This is a genomic window from Thiohalorhabdus sp. Cl-TMA (assembly GCF_041821045.1).
In the GTDB taxonomy this organism is placed as follows: domain Bacteria; phylum Pseudomonadota; class Gammaproteobacteria; order Thiohalorhabdales; family Thiohalorhabdaceae; genus Thiohalorhabdus; species Thiohalorhabdus methylotropha.
In genome coordinates, this window is the sequence record NZ_JBGUAW010000003.1 from 300767 (window position 1) to 320551 (window position 19785).

Below are 19785 nucleotides of genomic sequence, written 5' to 3' on the forward strand. Positions count from 1 at the left end.
GGCGGGTCAGGCGGGCAGCGCCTTGGGGGCCGCGGCGGTGAGGTTCTCGGGCTCGCCGTCGGTTACGTGGACGTCATCCTCCAGGCGGACGCCGATTCCGCGCAGCTCCGGACGCACGTCCTCGGCGTCCGGCGGGATGTACATGCCCGGCTCCACGGTGAGGACCATGCCCGGCTCCAGGGTCCGCCAGTGGTCGGCGGCCACCTTGTAGCGGCCCACGTCGTGGACGTCCAGGCCGAGCCAGTGGCCGGTGCGGTGCATGTAGAAATCGCGGAACTCGCCGCGCTCGATGAGGCCGTCCACCTCGCCCTCCAGCAGGCCCAGGTCCACCATGCCCCGAACCAGGACGCGTAGCGCCGCCTGGTGGTAATCGTCGAAGGTCCGGCCCGGACGCACCTCGTCGATGGCGGTCTTCTGGGCCTCGGCGACGATGTTCCAGACCTCGCGCTGGGCGCCGGTCACCGCGTCGCCCACCGGGAAGGTGCGGGTGATGTCCGCGGCGTAGCCCTCCACCTCGCAGCCGGCGTCGATGAGCAGCAGGTCGCCGTCGCTGAGCGGTGCCCGGTTCTCCGTGTAGTGCAGGACGCAGGCGTTGGCCCCGCCGGCCACGATGGAGGGGTAGGCGGGGCGCTCCGCGCCGTTGTAGTGGAAGACGTACTCCATCTCCGCCTGGATCTGGTACTCGGACATGCCCGGCCGGCAGACCTCTTGGGCGCGCCGGTGGGCCTCGGCCGAGATGCGGGCGGCCTCGCGCATGCGATCCAGCTCCTCGGGCCCCTTGATGAGGCGCATCTCGTGGAGCAGGTCCTCCACGTCCACCAGCTCCCCCGGGGCGCGCACCCCGGCGCGCTCCTTGGCCCGGGTGGCGTTGAGCCAGCCGGTGACCCTGGCGTCGAAGGCGCTGTCACGCCCGAAATGCACGTACAGGCGCTCCCGGTCCGCCAGCAGCTCCGGCAGGACGTCGTCCAGCTCCTCCAGAGAGTAGGCCTTGTCGGCGCCGTAGTCCCGTTCAGCTCCCGCCACGCCGGCGCGGATACCCGTCCAGACCTCCTTGGCGGGGTCCTTGGGGGGCACGAAGAGCAGGTAGCGGTGCTCCGGATGGTCGGGGACCAGCACCGCCACGGCGTCCGGTTCGGTGAAGCCGGTGAGGTAGAGGAAGTCCGAGTTGGCGCGGAACGGGTATTCCACGTCGCGGTTGCGCAGGCTCACCGAGGCATTGGGCAGGATGGCGACCCCGCCCCCCATGCGCTCCATGAGCCGCTCACGACGCTGCGCGAATATCTGTCTGTCCATGGCTGATACCTTCCGTTATGCCGACCATGGCCCGGCCGGGACAGGTGGCGTACTATTGGCCCCGCGCTTCACAGCCCGAGAGGACAGGACATGAATATCTATATCCAGCTCGAGCCGCTGCTGGCCCTGGTTGCCGGCCTGGCCGCCCTCGTTGTGCCCGCCAAGCTGGGAACCCGGATTATCGGTGCCTATCTGGTGGCCATTGCCGTATTGGAGCTGCTGAACATCACGTAGGTTCGCCGGACGGGCGGGGCGTACGCCGTTCGGGACTGGACGGCCCACGCGTTCGCGGACGGAGCGCCTTCGGCCTAGCCGGCGTAGCCGCGCACCACCTCGGCCACCTCCGCGGGGTATTCGTCCTGCTGGACCTGTTTGGCCGCCTCGGCGAAGAAGGCCGCCGCGTCGTCGGGCAATCGTTCTTGCAGCTGATCGAACGCCTGCCGGATGCCCTCGGGATCCTGCCCGCGCACCGCCACGATCCCCTCGTTCATCAGCAGGATCCGCCACGCCCGGTGGGGGTTGGCGGTTTCCAGGTCGGCCTTGATGTCGGCGCTGGCGTGGTCGGCCACCCGCTGCATCATGGTCCGGATGCGGCGCAGCTCCTCGGCGTCCGCGGTCTGATTGGCCACTAGGCCGAGGCCGTTGACCACCATGTCGATGTGCTGGATGGAGGCGTTCCAGGAGGCCAGCCACATGGCCACGGCGATGGCCACCTGCTGCAGCTCGGCGGTGGTGTCCGGAAGCTCCAGGCGCTCGCTGTACACCCCCAGATCGTGCAGGAAGTTCATGGCATGGTTGCCGATCTTCTCGGCTTCCCCTTCCTCCTGCATGGGCGGCGTCGGGTCGTCGGCGGGGTTGCGCTCCAGGATCTCCAGGAGCTGCCGGATGGCCTCCACCAGGTCCGGCGGGGTCACCTGCTCGCCGGTGGCCAGGTCCGAGCGCTCGTAGGCCTCGGTGATGGCCGTGCCCGCCTGGACGAACCGGTTGCGGGCGGTGGGCATGCTGCTATCGAAAACCATGGAACGGCTCCCGTGGGCTTGCGGATCGTACAGGGTGCGCCCCGAAGGGCGCCGGTAAGGCTTAGACCGTTTCCACCAGGCGTTGGATGCGGTCCAGGTTGTCCATTGCGGCCTGCCGGCCCGCCTCCAGGGCCTCGCGGCCCCGGTAGAATTCCAGCGTGCCCATGCCCGGAACCACGGGCTTGAGGGTGAGGTCGGGCGGACTGGCCGCTACCCGCCAGCTTACCAGCTGGGCCTGGGTGATCTGTACGGCGCGGCGCAGGTTGCTGATGAGGGCGGGACCGCTGGATTCTTCCTGCGGCTCGTGGAAGGGGTCCGGGTCGTCGGGCTGCTCCTCCCGGCCCAGGGCGCCCGGATGGACGGCCACCGCCACCACCGGTCCGCCGAACAGCCGCCGGGCCACGTCCACGGGGAGCGGATTGACCAGCCCGCCGTCTCCCAGAAGCCGGCCGTTCACCCGGAAAGGCTTGATGAGCCCGGGCAGGGCGATGCTGGCCCGCACGGCCTCCACGAGCCCGCCCTCGTCCAGGACCACCTCGTCGCCGCGCACCATATCGGTGGCCACCGCCCGCAGCTGCGGGTCGCAGTCGGCGAAGGTGGCCTTCCCAAGCCGCTCGCGCAGGTAGGATTCAATGTTGCGCCCGGAGGTGAGCGCGCCTCCTTCCAGGCTCGGCCAGAAGAGCTTGAAGGTGGCCATCCAGTCCATTTCCCGGGCCATGTCCTCGATCCGGTCCGGGCCCAGGCCCACGCAGTAGAAGGCGCCGATCTCGGCGCCGATGCTGGTTCCAACCACGGCCCGCACCGGGATCCCGGCGTCGGCCAGCGTGGCCAGGACCCCCGCATGAGCGAGCCCCCGGGCACCGCCGCCGCCTAGGGCGAGGGTGATTCCGGGGGCCGTTCCGGGCGCGCGCGTTTCGGGCAATCCGCTCCCCGGGGCCGCGGGCCCGATCAGAAGGCCAGGGTGAGGCCGCCGAAGGGACCGCTGAACTGGGCGTCCATCACCAGGTCGCTGCTGTTGTCATCGTACTTGAGGCCCACCTCCCGGTAGCCGCCGCGGATCTGCAGAGGGCCCATCTGATAGCCGATCTCGGCGGTGACATCCCGGTAGTTGTTGCCGTCGTAGCCGATGCCGTTGGCCTTCACTACAGCGATCAGGGGGATCAGGGGGAAGTCCACGCGCGCCTCGGCCTTGGCCACGGGCAGCGTAACCTCGGCGGTGGCGGTCTCGTTACCCACCTTACCCTCGGCGTCCAGCCGGGTGGCGCCCAGGCCGAGGCCGATGTCCACCACCGGCAGCGGCACGGAGAACATGGCGCTGCCGTGCAGCATGGTCATGTCGAAGCTGGTGTCCTGGCCGGAGGCGGTAAAGTTCCGGTTGCCGAAGGTGAAGCTGCGGTCGCCCGTGCTTCCCGTGTAGGAGAGGTCGGTGTGCTCCACCTCCAGGGTGACGAAGGGGATGGCGGCGCGGGCGTAGAAGCTCGGCGTCCATTCCTTTTCGAAGCCCAGATCGTCCTGGACGTCCAGGTCGCGGCCGTTGTAGGCCATCTCGCCACCGGGATTGGCGTACCAGTAGCGGGCGCCCGCCTCGATGTCCACGAGGGGGAGGGCATGTGCGGAGCCGGCCGTCAGGCAGAGCGCGGCGGCGGTGACTAGCGTGCGGATTCGAACCATTGCTGGGTTCCCCTTTTGCAGCGCGTTATATTGGGGCCCAAGCCTATCAGATGCCGCGGGCGGGAGGCATGAATCTCTTCACATCCGGTCCGCGTACGCCGGACGGACACCGAGACTAAGGGGACAGGAGGCCATGGATCGGATCCCCGAGCCGGAGCTGATGGATGAGCCCGAACAGGCGCGGGCCTACGCCGATGCCGATTTCGAGGCGGTGAACGCGGGGTTCGTGGCGGACTTCCAGCGGCGCTTCCCCGCGCTGGCGGACGGCCGTCCGCTCCTGCTGGATCTTGGCTGCGGCCCCGGGGATATCCCGCTGCGCCTGGCGCGGGCCCTGCCCGGCGCGCGGGTCGAGGCGGTGGACGGCTCCGGGGCCATGCTCGCCCTGGCGCGGCGGGCCGTTTCCGGCGCGCCGGAGGAATCCCGCATTACCCTGGTGGAGCGCACCCTGCAGGCGCTGGAGCCCCGGTCCGAGGCCATCCACGCGGTGGTTTCCAACAGCCTGCTCCACCACCTCCATCACGGGCCCGACCTCTGGGAGGCCATCAAGCGGGTGGCGGGACCGGGCGCCGCCGTCTACGTCATGGATCTGCGGCGCCCCGAAAGCCGGGAGCGGGCGGCGGAGATCGTGGCGGAGTACGCGGCCGGCGAGCCCGAGCAGCTCCGCACCGATTTCCACAACTCCCTGCTCGCCGCGTTCACGCCCGAAGAGGTGCGGACCCAGCTCCAAGCCGCCGGTCTGGACGGATTGGAGGTGGAGGCCGTGAGCGACCGGCATTTGCTGGTGGCGGGTACGCTCTAGGGAGACACCGCGGGGCGGCGGTCAGGCCAGGCAGGTCTCGAAGGGCTCGGGGAGCGGGCCTTCGGCGATGCGGCGGCCCAGCACGAGGCCATCCTCGCGGCCCCGGGGGCCGGGATAGTAATCGGGCCGCTCGCCGATCTGCTGGAAGCCCTCGGTCTCATAGAGCCGCCGTGCCCGGCCGTTGGAGACCCGCACCTCCAGGAAGACGTCCTCGGCCCCGGCGTCGCGGGCGGTGTGCAAGAGGTGGCGCAGGAACGCCCGGCCCAGGCCGTGGCCGCGGAGGCTGGTGCATATGCACAGGTTCAGGATCTCCGCCTCCGGGCCGGCCACGCTCAGGATGGCGTGGCCGGCGATCTCGCCGTTCACCTCCAGGACCCGGCAGCGGTAGCCGGAGCCCAGGCTGGCCCGCAGCATGTCTGCGTTCCAGGCGGAGTAGTGGCAGCGGGCCTCGTTGACCACCACCACGGGCAGGTCGGCGATGCCCATGGCGCGGAAGCGGCATTCTCCCGGCCCCGGCGGGGCGGGGGGCGTCTGCGTCCGTTCAGCGGAAATCCTCTTCCTCCAGTACCTCGCGAAGCGCCACGGCGCTGTTGTGCGTGGTGTCCTTGGTGGCGAACAGCAGGGTGACCGGCCCGGAGTGGGCGCGCTCCCGCAGGTCCGACAGCAGGCCGGGGCGTCCGGCGAGCTCTTTCCGGTAGCGGCGCTTGAACTCCGGCCACTTCTCCGGGTCGTGGCCGAACCATTTGCGCAGCTCCGGGCTCGGCGCGATTTCCTTGAGCCAGTCGTCCAGCCGGGCTTCGTCCTTGCGCATGCCGCGGGGCCAGATCCGCTCCACGAGTATGCGCTGGCCGTCGCCGGGCTCGGCGGTCTCGTAGATGCGCTTGAGGCGGAATTCGCCCATGGGCCCCTCCTTTGCCGGCCGGGCCAGCATTGCGGGGAGGAAAAGGGTACCCTAGTGCACCCGGGGGCGGGCAAGTAACCGGGGAGAATACCCAGGGGTCGCGCCATGGAGATCAGGGACACCGGCCAGCGCCGCATCCTCCACTGCGACATGGACAGCTTCTTCGCCGCGGTGCACATGCGTGACGAGCCGCACCTGCGGGAGGTGCCCCTGGTGATCGGCGGCGATCCGGACGGTCGGGGAGTGGTGTCCACCGCCAACTACGCGGCCCGGGAATACGGCATCCACTCGGCCCAGCCCGCCGCCACCGCCAAGCGCCTCTGCCCCCATGCCGTGTTCCTGCGTCCGGAGCTGGAGCGCTATCGGCGGGAGTCCCGCCGTATCATGGACATCTTCCGGGATTTCACCGAGATCGTGGAGCCGGCCTCCCTGGACGAGGCCTACCTGGAGGTCACCGGACGCCTCGGCCCCTACGGCTCGGCCACCGCCGTGGCCGAGGCCATCCGCGCCCGCGTCCGGGAGGAGACCGGTCTTACCGTCAGCATCGGGGTCTCCAATTCCCGTCTGGTGGCCAAGATCGCCAGCGATTGGGACAAGCCCGACGGGCTGACCGTGGTCCGGCCGGCACGGGTCCCCGAATTCCTGGCGCCGCTGCCGGTACGCAAGCTGCACGGCGTGGGACCCGCCACCGGGGAGGTACTGTCCGGCATGGGCATCACCACGGTGGACGACCTGCGGGCGCGCTCCCGGGAGGAGCTCGCCGGGGCCCTGGGCCAGTTCGGCGTGACGCTGCACGATTTCTCCCGGGGCATCGATCCCCGCCCGGTGGGGATTCCCCGGGAGCGCAAGAGCCTCGGCGTGGAGGACACCTTCCAGCGCGACATCGGCGACCTGGCCGAGATGGACCGCCGCCTGACCGCAATGGCCGGACACGTGGCGGAGCAGCTGTCCGCCAAGGAGCTCCGCGGCCGGACCATAACCGCCAAGGTGCGCTTCCCCGACTTCCGCACCCTGACCCGCAGCCAGACCCTGGAGCGTCCCAGCCAGGATCCGGAGGAGATCGCCTTCTGGGCGTGTCAGCTTCTCCGGCGGACGGAGGCCGGACACCGTCCAGTGCGTCTGCTGGGCGTCACCGTCAGCAATCTGGAGGACAATGCGGGCGCACCGGAACAATTCTCCCTCTTCGGTTCCCAGAACGGGCTCTGACAAGTATCGTGGGCTCTCCTTCAGGGTGGCGGGTAAGGGGGAAGCCATGAACCACATCCTGATCATCGTCGGACATCCCAGTCCGGACAGCTTCAACGCGGCCCTCACCCAGACGGCCAAGGCCGCCATCAGCGACGCCGGCGGACAATACCTGGTCCACGATCCGTACCAGGACGGCTTCGATCCGGTGCTATCCTTCCGCAAGAGCAGCGATCCGCTCACCAAGCGCTATACCCGCGACCTGAAAGAGGTGGGAGGCTATATCGTCATCCACCCCGACTGGTGGGGGCAGCCGCCTGCCATGCTGAAGGGGTACCTGGACCTGGTCTTCCAGGACAACGTCGCGTATCACTATCCCGAAGGCGGCGGGAGGTCTCCCGAGGGTCTGCTTTCCGGCACCGCGGCCCTGGTCCTGAACACCTCGAACACCGCCCCCGAGGAGGAGCGGGATCGCTTCGGGGGCACGCTGGAGCATATCTGGAGGGACTGCGTGTTCGGACCCTGCGGCGTGGGCAGTGTCCAACGCCGCGTGTTCGGACCCGTGGCGGACAGCACCGAGGAGGGCCGGACGCAGTGGCTCGGCGAGGCGCGCGAGCTGGTGGCCGATTACGTGGCGCGCAATCATCTGGTGGGCACGGTTTCCTGACCGCCTCCGGCGGATCGGCGGCCCGGACCCCATTTCCGCACGGGCTGACTGCTTGCAACCGGGCCCGGGGGCGGGTATTTTCCCGTTTTCAACATGCAATAGGCGATAGTGCATTCATGCAGCCGGTTCTTTCCGTTTCCATTCGACGCCGCTGGTGGCGCCTGGCCGAGCCAGGCGGGGACTTGCGCGTCGTGAGGAAGGGGGTGTGACGGCCGGCTGACAGCCTGACCCGCATACCATCTCGATAAGCCGCAGGTCCTCGTCGCGAGGACCTGCGGCTTTTTTTTGCCCTTTCAAAGACGGTGCGGAGAACGAGCCACGGCATGGAGAATCAGCGAGGCGGGCCCGGCAGCGGTCTCCTGGTCGCGGACAGGGTCGGGCGCGGCGCTGGGGATGGCTGGAGGTGGCCACGAGGCCGCTGCCTTCCTTCGAGCGAAGCTTCGTCTTCTACGAGAAAGCGGGCTTCACGGTGGCCCGGTGCCGAAGGTGAAAAAGGTGAAACCGGCTCCGTAGCTCCGAGCCGGTAGCCAAGCACAAGGGAATGAAAATGGCTTTTGACCTGAAAGATATCGTCCCGTTCGGGCGCTCTTACCGGGAGTACGTCGATATGTTCGCCCTCGGCGAGTCCGAGCTTGCCGGGCACGTCCTGGACTGTGGCGGCGGTCCGGCCGCCTTCAACGCCGAGCTGGCCCGCCGCGGCGGCTCCGTGGTATCGGCGGATCCCGTCTATGGCTTCGGAAGGGAGGCCATTCGCGCGCGCATCGACGAGGTGGTGCCGGAGATGGTGGCCCAGCTCCACAGGAACCGGGCCAAGTTCCGCTGGGACCGGAGCGGGAGCCCGGAAGAGCTGGTGGCGCGGCGGCGCGCGGCCATGGAAACCTTCCTGGCTGATTACGCGGCGGGGCTGGAGGCGGGCCGCTACGTGGAGGCCTCTCTGCCGGAACTGCCTTTCGAGCCGGGCCGGTTCGACCTGGCCCTGGTCTCCCATCTGCTGTTCCTCTATGGGGACCATCTGGGCCGCGACTTCCACATCCGGGCGCTAAAGGAGCTGGCGGGGCAGGCCCGGGAGGTGCGGGTGTTCCCGCTCGCGGACCTCAATGCGCGCCGCTCTCCCCATCTTGAGCCGGTCCGGCGGGCGTTGGATAGGGCCGGGCTGGCCAGCGAGGCGGTGAAGGTGTCCTATGAATCCCAGAAGGGCGTAAACCGGATGCTGCGCATCCGGGCGGTGGAGGGGTAGGGCCGTGGTCGCGCCCATCGGTACAGGAGTCAGGCCGTGGAAGTGGTGATCCAGGAGGAGGAGACCGGCTGCGGCCTGGCCTGCGTGGCCATGCTGGCCGGGGAAAGCTACGAAGCCGTACGGCGCACGGCGGCGGGTATGGGGATCCGGGCGACGGATGAGGCGCTCTGGTCGGATACGGCCTACGTCCGGCGACTGCTGCGCCATTACGGCATCGAGACGCGGCCGGGGGAAGCCCCCTTCACGGGTTGGGCGGAATTGCCCGCACGGGCGCTGCTCGCCACCAAGCTCCACTATGACCGGGGCCGGCCCTTCTGGCACTGGGTGGTGTTCGTTCGGGAGCCAGAAGGCCCGGTGGTGCTGGATCCGGCGCCGTATCTGGCCGGGAACAGGCGCACGGATACGGAAGCAATCACGCCGGCGTGGTTCATCCCCATCCCCACGGCTAGGGTGCCGGAGCCCGGCTGAAGCCCCCATGCCCAGCCTCTTTAATCCGCATTCGCCTTCGTGGCGTACTCGGAGGTTCGGCGTTAATAGGCGTGCTCCCGGAAGATGGGATCGATGTCGCCGTGCCAGTCATTGTGGAACTCGTCGAGCAGGAGCTCGGCGGGGGTGCGACCGTTGTCCACCACCTCGAAGAGGTCGGCGAGGAAGACCCGCTCGTCCTGCCCGCTGTCGTTGCGGCGATCGATGCGGCGCAGACCGGCCTCGGCGATGTTCAGCACCTCGCGGGCGATGTCCCGTACCGACCGGCCGCGGATCTCGGCGTTCAGGGCCTTGTGCGGGACCTCGGCGCGCAGGCGCCAGCGCTCTTCCGCCGTCCACTCCTTGACCAGGTCCCAGGCGGCGTCCAGCGCAGTGGTGTCGTAGAGGAGCCCCTTCCACAGGGCGGGCAGGGCGCACAGTCGGCCCCAGGGCCCGCCGTCGGCGCCGCGCATCTCCAGGAAGTGCTTGAGGCGCACCTCGGGGAACAGCGTGGTGAGGTGGGTCTCCCAGTCGTCCAGCGTGGGGTACTCCCCGGGCAGTGCGGGCAGCCGGCCGGCCATGAAGTCCCGGAAGGACTGCCCGGCGGCGTCCACGGCCACGCCGTCCCGCACCACGAGCAGCATGGGCACATCGAGGGCGTAGTCCACGTAGCGCTCGAAGCCCATCCCCGACTCGAACACGAAGGGCAGGTCCCCGCAGCGGTCGGGATCCGTATCCATCCAAACCGAGGAGCGGTAGCTCAGATAGCCGTTGGGGCGCCCCTCCGTGAAGGGGGAGTTGGCGAACAGGGCCGTGGCCACCGGCTGCAGGGCCAGCCCGACGCGGAACTTGCGGATCATGTCCGCCTCCGAGTCGAAATCCAGGTTGGCCTGCACGGTGGCGGTGCGGTACATCATCTCCAGGGCGTGGCCGCCCCGCGTCGGCATGTACCGGGTCATGATCCGGTAGCGCTTCTTCGGCATCTGCGGGATGTCGGCGAGCCGCCATTTCGGCTGGAAGCCCACGCCGAGGAAGGCCACCCCGAGCGGGTCGGCCACCTCCTTCACCTCCTTGAGGTGCTCGTTCACCTCGCAGCAGGTATCGTGGAGGGAATCGAGTGGCTCCCCAGAGAGCTCCACCTGCCCGCCGGGCTCCAGCGTCACCGAGCCCTTGCCCATCTTGAGGCCCACGACCCGGCCGCCCTCCTCCATGGGCTGCCAGCCGAAGCGGGTCAGGCCCCGGAGCACGGCCTCGATGCCCCGTTCGCCTTCGAAGGCCAGAGGGCGTAGGGTATCCACCTCGAAGCCGAACTTCTCGTGCTCGGTGCCGATGCGCCAGGCCGAACTGGGCTTGGCGCCGGATTCCAGGTAGCGGACCAACTGGTCGCGGGAGGTGACGGTTTCGTCGGAGGCCGGTGCCGGGCGGCCGCTGGACTGGGACAAGGCGGTCTTCCTTGGTCGGATGAGAGGCCGAGGGAGGGCTTACCGAATGGTCATTCTGCCCCCTCCCGCCGGACTCTTCAATGCGGCGGCTATTCCAGGCCGCGCAGGATCCGGTAGAGCGCGGTGAAATCCTGCAGCTCTTCAAGGAGCGGGTCGGGGTCGGAGCGTTCCGTTCCCACCGTGCGGCCCAGGTCCAGCCCGCCGGTCTTGAGCCGCATCTTGTGCAGGCGCTGCTCCCAGAATTCATCGTCGGCCACCGCTTCCGGCGGTGCTTCGGTGAACTTCCAGTCCTGGAAATTTCCCAGCCGCATGGCCGGCCGGCGCGCGTCCAGGCGGTCCGCCATGGCGGGCCGGTTCTCCCAGGACTCCTGCTTGCAGACCACCTGGGTGTGGATGCCGAAGCGGCTGATGGCCACGCCCACGTAGGGATACTTCTTGTACCCGCGCTTTTCCGGCCCGAAGGCCACCCAGGTATCCTCGGGGGGATTCACGCTGCGCCGGGCGTGCTTGGCCACGTGCGCGAACATGGGCTCGCCGGTCTGGGCAGCCAGCGGGCCCGCCAGCTCCTCGCCCAGCTCCTTGAGGCGCGGATGGATGGATTCCCGGATGGCCCCCATGCGCTCCTCGAATCCGGGAATGGCGAATATCTCTAGATCCTCGGGGGAAAACTTGGGCATGCCAGATGCTCCTGCGCGCAAGCGAAACAAGATCCCGGGCAACTGCCGGTCCCAGGGTGCCCGGTAGCCTATCATGAATGATCGGCCGCTCCAGCCGGACAGGGCGGACACGTCCGAGCGCTCTGAAGCGGGGGTGGTGCGGGTGGCCGTTCCCGTGCCCCTGCGCCGGCTGTTCGACTATCTGCCGCCTGAAACGGGCCCCGCGCCCGTTCCGGGTGTCCGGGTCCGAGTGCCGTTCCGGGGCGGGGACCGGATCGGCGTGGTGGTGGCGGTGGAGGCCCATGCCCGGGTGGAGCAGGGGCGCCTCAAGCGGGTGGCGGAGACACTGGACACGGAGCCCCTCTGGCCGGCGCCCCTGTTCGCGCTCCTGCACTGGGCCGCCGGCTATTACCACCATCCGGAGGGGGAGGTGTTCGACGCCGCCCTGCCCGGCGTCCTGGGCCGGGGCGGTCAGCCACCCGAGCCGCCGCGCCTGTGGGGCCTTACCGGTGCCGGCCGGGAAGTGGATCCCGTCGGCCTGGCCCGGGCGCCCCGTCAGCAGGCGCTCCTGGAGGCCCTGCAGGACGGTCCCCTCTCCGAGGCGGAGCTGCGCACGGTTGCGCCCAACCTGCGTCCGCCGCTGGGCCGCCTTGCCGAGCGGGGCTGGATCGAGGCCCGGGCCGGGGCCCGAGTGTCCGAGCCCACCGTGGAGCCGGAGCCCGGCCCCGAGCTCAACCCGGCCCAGGCCGAGGCGGTGGCGCGCATCAAGGCGGCGGAGGGGTTTGCCGCCTTCCTTCTGGAGGGCGTCACCGGCAGCGGCAAGACGGAGGTGTACTTCCACGCCATACGGCCGGTGCTGGACCGGGGGGAGCAGGTGCTGGTGCTGGTTCCGGAGATTGCCCTGACGCCCCAGCTCCTGGCCCGCTTCCGCCGCCGCCTGACGCCGCGCCTGACGGTCCTGCATTCGGGCCTGGCGGAGGGAGAGCGGCTCGCCGGCTGGGAGGCGGCGCGCTCGGGGGAGGCGCAGGTGGTAATCGGCACCCGCTCCGCCGTCTTCACGCCTCTGGCCAATCCGGGCCTGATCGTCATCGACGAGGAGCACGACCCGAGCTTCAAGCAGCAGGAGGGCTTCCGCTACCACGGGCGGGACCTGGCCCTGGCACGCGGTGCCCGGGAAGCGGTGCCGGTGGTCATGGGTACGGCCACGCCCAGCCTGGAGAGCCTGTACAACGCGGAGCGGGGTCGCTTCCAGCGTCTCCACCTGCCCGAGCGCGCCGGGGGGGCGCAGCTCCCGGGGATCGACCTCCTCGACATGCGCGGGGTGGCCGAGGATGGCGGCCTGGCGCCCGCCTTGCTGCGGGAGGTGGTGGCCACCGTGGAGCGCGGCGAGCAGGCCCTGCTGTTCCTCAATCGGCGCGGGTATGCCCCGGTGCTGTTGTGTCCCGGCTGCGGCTGGACGCAGGAGTGCCCCCATTGCGACCGCCCCATGACCTTCCACCGCAGCAGGCGGCTACTGCTCTGCCACCTGTGCGGACACCACGGGCCGGTGCCCGTGCAGTGTCCGGAGGCGGACTGTGGCAATCCGGACCTGCAGACGGTGGGGTACGGCGTGGAGCAGGTGGAGCAGGCCCTGGCTCGCCACCTACCCGATGCCCGCGTGGTCCGAGTGGACCGCGACACCACCCGCCGCAAGGGCAGCCTGGAGAGTAAGCTGGACGCCATCCAGTCGGGCCAGGCACAGGTGATCGTCGGTACTCAGATGGTGGTCAAGGGCCACCATTTTCCGGGTGTCACCCTGGTTGGGGTGGTGGCCGCCGATGGCGGGCTCTACTCGGCGGATTTCCGCGCCCGCGAGCGCCTGTTCCAGCAGATCCTGCAGGTGGCGGGCCGGGCCGGGCGCGCCGAGCGGCCCGGCAGGGTCTGGGTGCAGACCTTCCACCCCGAGCACCCGGTGTTCGAGCCTTTGAAGGCCCATGACTACAATGCCTTTGCCGAGATGGAGCTGGCCGAGCGGCGGGCGGCGATCCTGCCGCCCTTCGCGCCCCTGGCCCTGCTGCGCAGCGAAGCCCCGGACGCCGACGCCGCCAACGGCTTCCTGGAGGCCGCCCGGGAGATGGGGCGGAGCCAGGGAGTGGAGGGCGTCCGGTTCCTGGGGCCCGCGCCGGCGCCGGTAGAGCGGCTGGAGGGGCGCAGCCGCGCCCAGCTTCTGGTTACCGCCCCGGACCGCAAAGCCCTGCATCGAGCCCTCGCGCCCTGGGCGCCGGGCCTGGAATCCATTCCGGCCGGAAGGGACCTGCGCTGGTCACTGGACGTGGACCCGGCGGACCTGTTTTGAGCGGTATCCGAAACGGCCGGGAAACGCCGAGGAGCCAATAAGCCAAGGAGGGTAATGCCCGAAACGCCGTGAGAAGGTGTCCGATTGGGCCAGCATTTGCTTCTCAGGCCGGTTCTCCGGGCTCCTCGGCTTTTCTTTTCCTTGGCGTTTCCTGTTTACGTTAATTCCCGGAAAAGGAGCCCCCGTGCCTCTAGCCGAGCCGACTCCCGAGACGCTCACCAACCCCCTGACCCGCTACTTGCTGGCTACGCGCCCGGCATTCCTGTCGGCGGCGGTCCTGGCGGTGCTGGTGGGTCTGGCGGCCGCGCGCCCGGAGGGCGGTCTGGAGGTCATCCCCGCCCTGCTCACCCTGCTCGGGGCGGTCCTCGTCCATGCGGGGGTGAATGTCCTGAACGATTACTATGACGCCCTGTCCGGAAGCGACGGTCGGAATACGGAGCGCCTGTTCCCCTATACGGGAGGCAGCCGGTTCATCCAGAACGGGGTCCTGTCGCCCGCTGCGACGGCGCGCTTCGGCTGGGGCCTGCTGGCGGCGGCCGCGGGTATCGGTCTGGGGCTGGTCCAGCGGGCGGGTCCGGGGCTGCTGGCGGTGGGGGCCGCCGGCCTTCTGGTGGGCTGGGGCTATTCCGCGCGCTGGATCCGGCTCAGCGGCCGGGGACTGGGAGAGCTGGCCGTGCTGCTGGGGTTCGGGGTGCTCATCCCGGTGGGGACGGGCTGGGTCCAGCGGGGCGGGCTGGTTCCTGAATCCCTGCTGGCCGGTGTCCCCTTCGGGCTGCTCGCCCTCGACCTGCTGTTCATGAACCAATTCCCCGATTACCGGGCCGATGCCGCCACCGGCAAGCACCACTGGGTGGTGCGGCTGGGTCCACGCCGTGCACGCTGGCTCTACGGCGCCCTGGCCCTGCTGGCCTACGCCTGGGTGGCTACGGCCGTGTATCTGGGTGCCCTGCCGGATCTGGTCCTGATCGCCCTGCTGGCGGCGGTGCCGAGCCTGCGCGCCTGGCGGGACCTGCTGCGCTGGGCGGATGCGCCGGCCCTGCTGGAGCCGGCCGTGCGCCGCAGCATCAACGCCATGCTGACCTTCGGGGCGCTGCTGGCCGCCGGCCTCTGGTGGGGCTAGAGGTCGGCGTGCCTGCTTGGCGTCCCATAAGGATGGGCTATGATCGGGACACGGGGTGCCGCGATGAGGTCCGGAAGAGCGCCTGAGCGCCGCTGTTGGCGCTGTTCCCGCGACTGATTGTCCTTCCCCTGTCACCCCTATATCCGCGGCGTCCTGCAGCGCGGGGGATGGCCCGAAGTGGGCGGGAAAGGTAGACTGCGCATGCCCCCAGCCCCGAGGTTGCCATGCGTTCCCTCGTTCTCTCGTCCCCATGGCGGCTCTTCCCGGCCATACTTGTCCTGGTCCTGGCCGGATGTCAGACCATGTCCGCGCCAAGCAATGAGATGGAAAGCGGCGCCGAGCCCTGCTGGATGACCCATCCTTCCCCCGGGGGTCGGATCGGCGCCGTCGGCGTGTCGCGGACCCTTTCCGCAGGAGACCCGCCGCTGGTGATCGCCCGCCGCCGGGCTGCGCGGGGCCTCCTGGGGTATCTGGGCGGGGACGACCTGCCCGAGGGACTGGACAAGCGCTTGCGGGAGATGGCGGAGCGCGGTGGGACGGCGGAGCTGGCCGGAAGGGTGGTGCGTTTCGCGGCTCCCTTCGAACGGAAGGGCTACCTGTACGCCCATGCGGTGCTCGGCGGGAAGCCACTGGACCGGAGCTGGCGGTCCCCCTGTCCGGACAGAACCGCCGTGGCGCCCGGGGACTGTCGTCCGGCCTGGATCTGCACGCCCGTCCAGGGCGACCACGTCGGAGTCCTGGGCGTCAGCTTCCGCGCGGCCACCCGGCCCCGCCAGTTCGAGCTGGCGGCGAACAACGCCGTCAAGCTCCTGGAATACACCCTGGGCGTGCAGGTGGAGGGGGCGGAACGGTTCCTGCGGGCCCCCACCGCGGCGGGGACCATTCGGCTGCGCACCTCGGAGTTCGACATCGAGAAATCCGGCGGTGTGACAAAAGACATACGCCTCTATACAAAGCAATTGCGCATTCAGGGCGATGTCCTATATGTTTGGCTCGTCTCCCCGGATCTCCCGCCATATCCGGCTCCGGAGGACCTGGATTGGATGCGGGAGCCATCCCCGGAAGGGATGAACGGGGCGGTGGGGATGTCCATTCGGACGGCGGACGGTCTGTTGTCCACCCAGATCGAGCGGGCGTTCGAGAAGGGAATCTTCGCCTTGGCGAAAAACCGCGGGGCCCATATCGAGAGTATCCAGCACCTTCGTCACGGCGGTGGCGGCCGCTACTATCTGGAAGGTGTCACCTCCGAAGTGGATACTTCCCTGCGGGCTCGCCTGTTGGGCTTTCATCCCCGGCCGGATGGTCGGGTGTTCGTCTGGGTCGTCGAGGCCGGGCCCGCAAGCAGGGCTCAGCGATGATGCTGCATCCGGCTATGGCCAGGAACCAAGAACTGAAGGGGAAAAGCATGAAGAAGCAAATCGTAATGGGCGCCCTGGTGCTGGGAGCGGGCGGGCTGATGGCGGGCTGCGCTTCCAGCGGCAAGTCCACGGAAGGCACTGCCGGTCTGCCCAGTTGGGTGATGAACCCCACCATCGAGGGTGGTATCGCCGCCACCGAATGCGTGCCGGCCAGCCAGGACCTCAGCCTGGACAAGGCCGAGGCCACCGCGAAGGCCCGGGCCACCTTGGTCAAGCAGATCAACCTCAAGGTGAAGGCCATGGACAAGACCTACCAGCGCAAGGTCAAGAGCCAGTCCGGCACCACCACCGGCGGCACCTTCGAGAGCGTCTCCCGTCAGGTGGCCGACCAGTATCTGTCCGGCTCCCGCGCCACCAAGGTCAACTACGTGGACATCAACGGCAAGCGCAACCTGTGCGCCATGGTGACCATGGATCCCAAGACCACCGAGAGCCTGTTCAAGGAGCTGGTGGCACAGAGCGAAAAGAAGCTCTCGCCCCAGGACGAGGAAGTGCTCTACGAGGAGTTCAAGGCGAAGAAAGCCCAGGAAGCGCTGACGGCGGCCACCTCCGAGGAGTAAGGGAACGGCGGGGCGGGCGGAAAGCCCGCCCCGATCCGGTTTTCATCCCGGGAACATCGAAGAAAGGGGACGCACGCCATGTCCGGAAGCGAGGGGCGCCTTCCGCTGTACGTCTCCGGGCGGATATTCGGTAGGCCGTGCGTGGCCCGCAAGGTCGCCGGCCTGCTCCTGGCGGTGGCCCTGGTTCCGGCGGCCGGAGCGCAGGATTCGGGCGGTTTCGAGGCGTACCGGGACCGGCAGCAGGACGGCTTCGAGGCATACCGGTCCGGTCAGGAGGAGGCCTTCGCCGCCTACCGGGAGCGTGTCCGCGAGGCTTTCGCGGCCTATAAGCGCAAGGCGGCCCGCGTCTGGGGCCGGGATCGGGATCTGGTTCCGGATCGCCAGACCTGGGTCTCCTACCGGCACGGCATGCGGGAGCGCCGGGTGGTGGACTTCGAGCGCGGCCAGGCGCGATTCCAGGTGGCGCTGGAGCCCGGTCAGCGGAAGGTCACGGCGCAGGCCCGGGCGTGGCTAAAGGATGCCATCGTCGACTCCCTGACGCGAGGGCCCGACCAGCGCACTATCGAGGAGATCGCCGAGGATCCCGACGCCGCCCGACCCGGTGGGGATCCGCTCCTGGACGGTCTGGCGGCGGACGATGCCGGAAGGCCGGTGGCTGCCGAGCAGGCCCGGGACTTCGCCGAGCAGGTGGTGAAGGAAGCGCGGGTGGAGGAGGTGGAAAGCGGCGATGGCCACGAGCGGGTGGCAGTCACCGCGGAGGTTCCCCTGATCCCCGACCATGTGCGCAAGCGGGCCGAGAAGTACCAGACGGTGGTGGAGCGGCAGGCCGAGCGGCGCTCCTTGGCTCCCGAGCTGGTCTTCGCCGTCATGGAGACGGAGAGCTTCTTCAACCCCATGGCCCGCTCCCCCATTCCCGCCTTCGGACTCATGCAGCTCGTTCCCGTGTCGGGCGGTTTGGAGGCTTACCGCATGGTGCACGGCAAGGATAAAAAGCCCTCCGAGCAGTTTCTCTACGATCCGCAGAACAACGTGGAGCTGGGAGCGGCCTACCTCCACCGCCTCTATTACGACTACATGCGGGGTATCGAGGACGACCGGGCGCGGCTCTGGTGCGCGGTAGCGGCCTACAATACCGGGCCGGGCAATCTGTATCGGACCTTTGCCGAGGCTGGCGGCCGCCAAGCGGCGGTGCGACGCGTTAATCGCATGGGCCCCGACGAGGTCTTCGACCATCTGGTGGTCAACCTCCCCTACGAGGAAACCCGCCATTACATACAGAAGGTCCGGGAGAAGATGCCCAAGTACCAGCGGCTGTAGTGGCTGGGCTTGGAGGCGCGAGGCCAGGATGGAAAGCGAGAGGGAGCCCCGCATGGGAAGTCGCTTACGCTGGATGGTGCTGGCGGTGACAGGGCTGCTTACGGCGGCGCAGGCCGGAGCCCAGTCGGAGGAGGCGTTTCAGGAGTTCATGAAGGAGCGGCGGGCCGAATTCCAGCAGTTCCGCTCCGAGCGGGACCGCCAATTCCACAGCTACCTGAAGCGGCAGTGGGAGGAGTTCCGGGCCTTCGCCGGGGAGGTGGAGGATCCGGCCCCCAAGCCTTCCAAGATTCCCGAGGCGGAGCCCGAGCCGGACAAGCCGCCCGAGCCGGTGGCCGTGCGCACCAAGGAGCCGGAGCGTACCGAGCCGGCCCCCGAGGAGCCCGCGCCCAGGGAAGAGCCCCCGGCGGTTCCGGCCCCCGAGCCCGAACCGGAGCCGAAGGCGCTTACTCCGGAGAAGAAGCGGATCAGGCTCTCGGCGCTGGGACACGAGCTGACTGTCGCGGTGCCCGCCGCCTGGGGCAAGATGCGCCTGGAGCGTCGCAGTCCCCAGGGCGTGGCCAAGTTCTGGAAGGCCTTCGCCCAGGGGCCGTCGGCAAGCCCCGTATTGAAGTCGCTGGCCGACGCCAGCGAGCGCTGGAGCCTGGGGGACTGGGGATATCTGCGCCTCGTGCACGACCTCGGCCGTAAGGCCGCCTCCGGCGACGCCGAGAGCCGGCTCCTCGCCTGGGCCCTGTTGCTGGAATCCGGCTACGCGGTGCGGGCGGGGCTGGCCAACGGCGAGGTGGCCGTGCTTTTCCGAAGCCGAAACCACCTGTTCGAGACCCCCTATTTCCGCATCGACGGCGAGCGGTATTACGTCTACGACCCCGACGGTGACCCGGTAACCTCCGGCCTGCGCTCCTACAAGGGCGATTTCCCGGGAAAGGTCCGGGCCGCGGTGGTGGCCAGCCGCCGGCCGCCGGACGCCGCGCCGGAGGAGGAAGCCCGGGAGCTGACCTTCAAGTACCAGGGCGAGCGCCACCGGGTTCGGGTGCCGGTGAACCCCAATCTGCTTTCCTACCAGGACTCGCTGCCGCAGCTTTCCCTGGCCAATTACTTCCTCATGGAGCCGCCCGCGGAATTCAGTGAGGGCCTGCGTCGGCAATTGAAGGCCGAGCTGCAGGGCCTGCCGCCCCGCGAGAAGGTGGAGCTCCTGCTCGCCTTCGTGCAGAAGGCCTTCCAGTACAAGCGGGACCAGGACCAGTTCGGTGGGGAGAACTACCTCCTCCCCACGGAGACCGCCCATTATTCCCATTCCGACTGCGAGGACCGGGCGGTGCTCTTCTCCTGGCTGGTCCACGACCTGCTCGGGTACCCGGTGGTGGCCCTGGACTATCCCGGGCACGTGGCCACGGCGGTGGCCCTGCCCGAGGGCGGACAGGGCCGGTACGTGGAATGGAAGGGCAAGCGCTTCTACGTGGCCGATCCCACCTACGTGAACGCCGGCCTGGGTACCGCCATGCCCCGCTACGCGGATGCTCAGCCCGAGATCCTGCCCGCCTGGTAGGCCGCGTTGACGCCCGGCCGGGGAGGGAGCAAACTGCCGCCCTTCCCAGCGCCGGGGTCGGCCAAGCGGGCCCTCTGCTAGTACAATACGAAACAGCGGCTCCGGGGCGCTTTTCCATCCGTGCGGCCCCCCATCCGGGAGGGGCGTCCGGGTC

The 19785-nt window shown here is 69.2% G+C and carries 20 protein-coding genes; 12 read left to right on the forward strand and 8 right to left on the reverse strand.

Annotation, left to right across the window (positions count from 1 at the left end; translation table 11 throughout):
* Positions 1-6 precede the first annotated feature (6 nt).
* On the reverse strand, positions 7-1293 hold the full coding sequence (locus ACERLL_RS05800) for an aminopeptidase P N-terminal domain-containing protein (protein WP_373655122.1): 1287 nt from the start codon (positions 1291-1293) through the stop codon (positions 7-9).
* 90 nt (positions 1294-1383) lie between these two features.
* On the opposite strand from ACERLL_RS05800, the gene ACERLL_RS05805 reads away from it, so the two are divergent.
* Positions 1384-1527, forward strand: a complete 144-nt coding sequence (locus ACERLL_RS05805; RefSeq protein ID WP_373655123.1) for a DUF3096 domain-containing protein — start codon at positions 1384-1386, stop codon at positions 1525-1527.
* Between the two features lie 74 nt (positions 1528-1601).
* On the opposite strand, the gene ACERLL_RS05810 is transcribed toward ACERLL_RS05805, so the two are convergent.
* The 3 genes from ACERLL_RS05810 to ACERLL_RS05820 form a co-directional block, all read right to left on the reverse strand.
* Entirely contained in the window at positions 1602-2312 is a 711-nt protein-coding gene (locus ACERLL_RS05810) for a hypothetical protein (protein WP_373655124.1), read from the reverse strand.
* Between the two features lie 61 nt (positions 2313-2373).
* Positions 2374-3234 (reverse strand): patatin-like phospholipase family protein, encoded by an 861-nt coding sequence (locus tag ACERLL_RS05815; RefSeq protein ID WP_373655125.1) that lies wholly within the window; start codon positions 3232-3234, stop codon positions 2374-2376.
* 26 nt (positions 3235-3260) lie between these two features.
* Entirely contained in the window at positions 3261-3983 is a 723-nt protein-coding gene (locus ACERLL_RS05820) for a TIGR04219 family outer membrane beta-barrel protein (protein WP_373655126.1), read from the reverse strand.
* Between the two features lie 133 nt (positions 3984-4116).
* Here ACERLL_RS05820 and ACERLL_RS05825 point away from each other — a divergent pair, with 133 nt between their 5' ends.
* A complete protein-coding gene (locus ACERLL_RS05825; protein WP_373655127.1) occupies positions 4117-4782 on the forward strand; it encodes a class I SAM-dependent methyltransferase in 666 nt (221 codons plus the stop codon).
* Between the two features lie 21 nt (positions 4783-4803).
* Here ACERLL_RS05825 and rimI read toward each other — a convergent pair whose 3' ends face one another.
* Together rimI and ACERLL_RS05835 are read right to left on the reverse strand one after the other, a co-directional pair.
* Entirely contained in the window at positions 4804-5268 is a 465-nt protein-coding gene (gene rimI, locus ACERLL_RS05830) for a ribosomal protein S18-alanine N-acetyltransferase (protein ID WP_373655128.1), read from the reverse strand.
* Positions 5269-5323: 55 nt separating this feature from the next.
* On the reverse strand, positions 5324-5683 hold the full coding sequence (locus tag ACERLL_RS05835; protein WP_373655129.1) for a DUF488 domain-containing protein: 360 nt from the start codon (positions 5681-5683) through the stop codon (positions 5324-5326).
* A 105-nt stretch (positions 5684-5788) separates the two neighbouring features.
* Between ACERLL_RS05835 and dinB the strand changes: the two genes are divergently transcribed.
* The 4 genes from dinB (at position 5789) to ACERLL_RS05855 (ending at position 9240) form a co-directional block, all read left to right on the forward strand.
* Positions 5789-6889, forward strand: a complete 1101-nt coding sequence (gene dinB / locus ACERLL_RS05840; RefSeq protein WP_373655130.1) for a DNA polymerase IV — start codon at positions 5789-5791, stop codon at positions 6887-6889.
* 46 nt (positions 6890-6935) lie between these two features.
* Complete coding sequence (locus tag ACERLL_RS05845) at positions 6936-7535, forward strand: NAD(P)H-dependent oxidoreductase (RefSeq protein WP_373655131.1); 600 nt, start codon at positions 6936-6938, stop codon at positions 7533-7535.
* 547 nt (positions 7536-8082) lie between these two features.
* Entirely contained in the window at positions 8083-8772 is a 690-nt protein-coding gene (locus ACERLL_RS05850; protein ID WP_373655132.1) for a class I SAM-dependent methyltransferase, read from the forward strand.
* A gap of 36 nt (positions 8773-8808) precedes the next feature.
* Positions 8809-9240: a hypothetical protein gene (locus ACERLL_RS05855; protein WP_373655133.1), complete on the forward strand. Its 432-nt coding sequence runs from the start codon at positions 8809-8811 to the stop codon at positions 9238-9240.
* Between the two features lie 62 nt (positions 9241-9302).
* Here the strand turns inward: ACERLL_RS05855 and ACERLL_RS05860 are convergent, their stop codons facing one another.
* A complete protein-coding gene (locus tag ACERLL_RS05860) occupies positions 9303-10679 on the reverse strand; it encodes a glutamate--cysteine ligase (protein ID WP_373655134.1) in 1377 nt (458 codons plus the stop codon).
* Between the two features lie 89 nt (positions 10680-10768).
* Positions 10769-11356 carry a DUF1054 family protein gene (locus ACERLL_RS05865; RefSeq protein WP_373655135.1) on the reverse strand — a complete coding sequence of 196 codons (588 nt, stop codon included), beginning with the start codon at positions 11354-11356 and terminating at the stop codon, positions 10769-10771.
* 73 nt (positions 11357-11429) lie between these two features.
* On the opposite strand from ACERLL_RS05865, the gene ACERLL_RS05870 reads away from it, so the two are divergent.
* From ACERLL_RS05870 to ACERLL_RS05895, 6 genes are all read left to right on the forward strand, one after another.
* Positions 11430-13670: a primosomal protein N' gene (locus tag ACERLL_RS05870; protein WP_373655136.1), complete on the forward strand. Its 2241-nt coding sequence runs from the start codon at positions 11430-11432 to the stop codon at positions 13668-13670.
* 184 nt (positions 13671-13854) lie between these two features.
* The gene (locus ACERLL_RS05875) at positions 13855-14790 is read left to right on the forward strand and encodes a prenyltransferase (RefSeq protein ID WP_373655137.1); all 936 of its coding nucleotides are present in this window, start codon (positions 13855-13857) and stop codon (positions 14788-14790) included.
* 302 nt (positions 14791-15092) lie between these two features.
* Entirely contained in the window at positions 15093-16148 is a 1056-nt protein-coding gene (locus tag ACERLL_RS05880) for a hypothetical protein (protein WP_373655138.1), read from the forward strand.
* Between the two features lie 47 nt (positions 16149-16195).
* Positions 16196-16768: a hypothetical protein gene (locus ACERLL_RS05885; protein ID WP_373655139.1), complete on the forward strand. Its 573-nt coding sequence runs from the start codon at positions 16196-16198 to the stop codon at positions 16766-16768.
* A gap of 78 nt (positions 16769-16846) precedes the next feature.
* Positions 16847-18085 (forward strand): murein transglycosylase domain-containing protein, encoded by a 1239-nt coding sequence (locus tag ACERLL_RS05890; protein WP_373655140.1) that lies wholly within the window; start codon positions 16847-16849, stop codon positions 18083-18085.
* 52 nt (positions 18086-18137) lie between these two features.
* The gene (locus ACERLL_RS05895) at positions 18138-19631 is read left to right on the forward strand and encodes a hypothetical protein (protein WP_373655141.1); all 1494 of its coding nucleotides are present in this window, start codon (positions 18138-18140) and stop codon (positions 19629-19631) included.
* Positions 19632-19785: the final 154 nt, after the last annotated feature.

Excerpts from the sequence above, each read along its gene's own strand:
- ACERLL_RS05880 (WP_373655138.1), top strand. The coding sequence starts at position 15,093 with ATGTCCGCGCCAAGCAATGAGATGGAAAGCGGCGCCGAGCCCTGCTGG.
- ACERLL_RS05800 (WP_373655122.1), bottom strand. The coding sequence starts at position 1,293 with ATGGACAGACAGATATTCGCGCAGCGTCGTGAGCGGCTCATGGAGCGC.
- ACERLL_RS05895 (WP_373655141.1), top strand. The coding sequence starts at position 18,138 with ATGGGAAGTCGCTTACGCTGGATGGTGCTGGCGGTGACAGGGCTGCTT.
- ACERLL_RS05810 (WP_373655124.1), bottom strand. The coding sequence starts at position 2,312 with ATGGTTTTCGATAGCAGCATGCCCACCGCCCGCAACCGGTTCGTCCAG.
- ACERLL_RS05870 (WP_373655136.1), top strand. The coding sequence starts at position 11,430 with ATGAATGATCGGCCGCTCCAGCCGGACAGGGCGGACACGTCCGAGCGC.
- ACERLL_RS05850 (WP_373655132.1), top strand. The coding sequence starts at position 8,083 with ATGGCTTTTGACCTGAAAGATATCGTCCCGTTCGGGCGCTCTTACCGG.
- ACERLL_RS05835 (WP_373655129.1), bottom strand. The coding sequence starts at position 5,683 with ATGGGCGAATTCCGCCTCAAGCGCATCTACGAGACCGCCGAGCCCGGC.
- ACERLL_RS05805 (WP_373655123.1), top strand. The coding sequence starts at position 1,384 with ATGAATATCTATATCCAGCTCGAGCCGCTGCTGGCCCTGGTTGCCGGC.
- dinB (WP_373655130.1), top strand. The coding sequence starts at position 5,789 with ATGGAGATCAGGGACACCGGCCAGCGCCGCATCCTCCACTGCGACATG.
- ACERLL_RS05820 (WP_373655126.1), bottom strand. The coding sequence starts at position 3,983 with ATGGTTCGAATCCGCACGCTAGTCACCGCCGCCGCGCTCTGCCTGACG.
- ACERLL_RS05890 (WP_373655140.1), top strand. The coding sequence starts at position 16,847 with ATGTCCGGAAGCGAGGGGCGCCTTCCGCTGTACGTCTCCGGGCGGATA.
- ACERLL_RS05825 (WP_373655127.1), top strand. The coding sequence starts at position 4,117 with ATGGATCGGATCCCCGAGCCGGAGCTGATGGATGAGCCCGAACAGGCG.
- rimI (WP_373655128.1), bottom strand. The coding sequence starts at position 5,268 with ATGGGCATCGCCGACCTGCCCGTGGTGGTGGTCAACGAGGCCCGCTGC.
- ACERLL_RS05865 (WP_373655135.1), bottom strand. The coding sequence starts at position 11,356 with ATGCCCAAGTTTTCCCCCGAGGATCTAGAGATATTCGCCATTCCCGGA.
- ACERLL_RS05845 (WP_373655131.1), top strand. The coding sequence starts at position 6,936 with ATGAACCACATCCTGATCATCGTCGGACATCCCAGTCCGGACAGCTTC.
- ACERLL_RS05885 (WP_373655139.1), top strand. The coding sequence starts at position 16,196 with ATGAAGAAGCAAATCGTAATGGGCGCCCTGGTGCTGGGAGCGGGCGGG.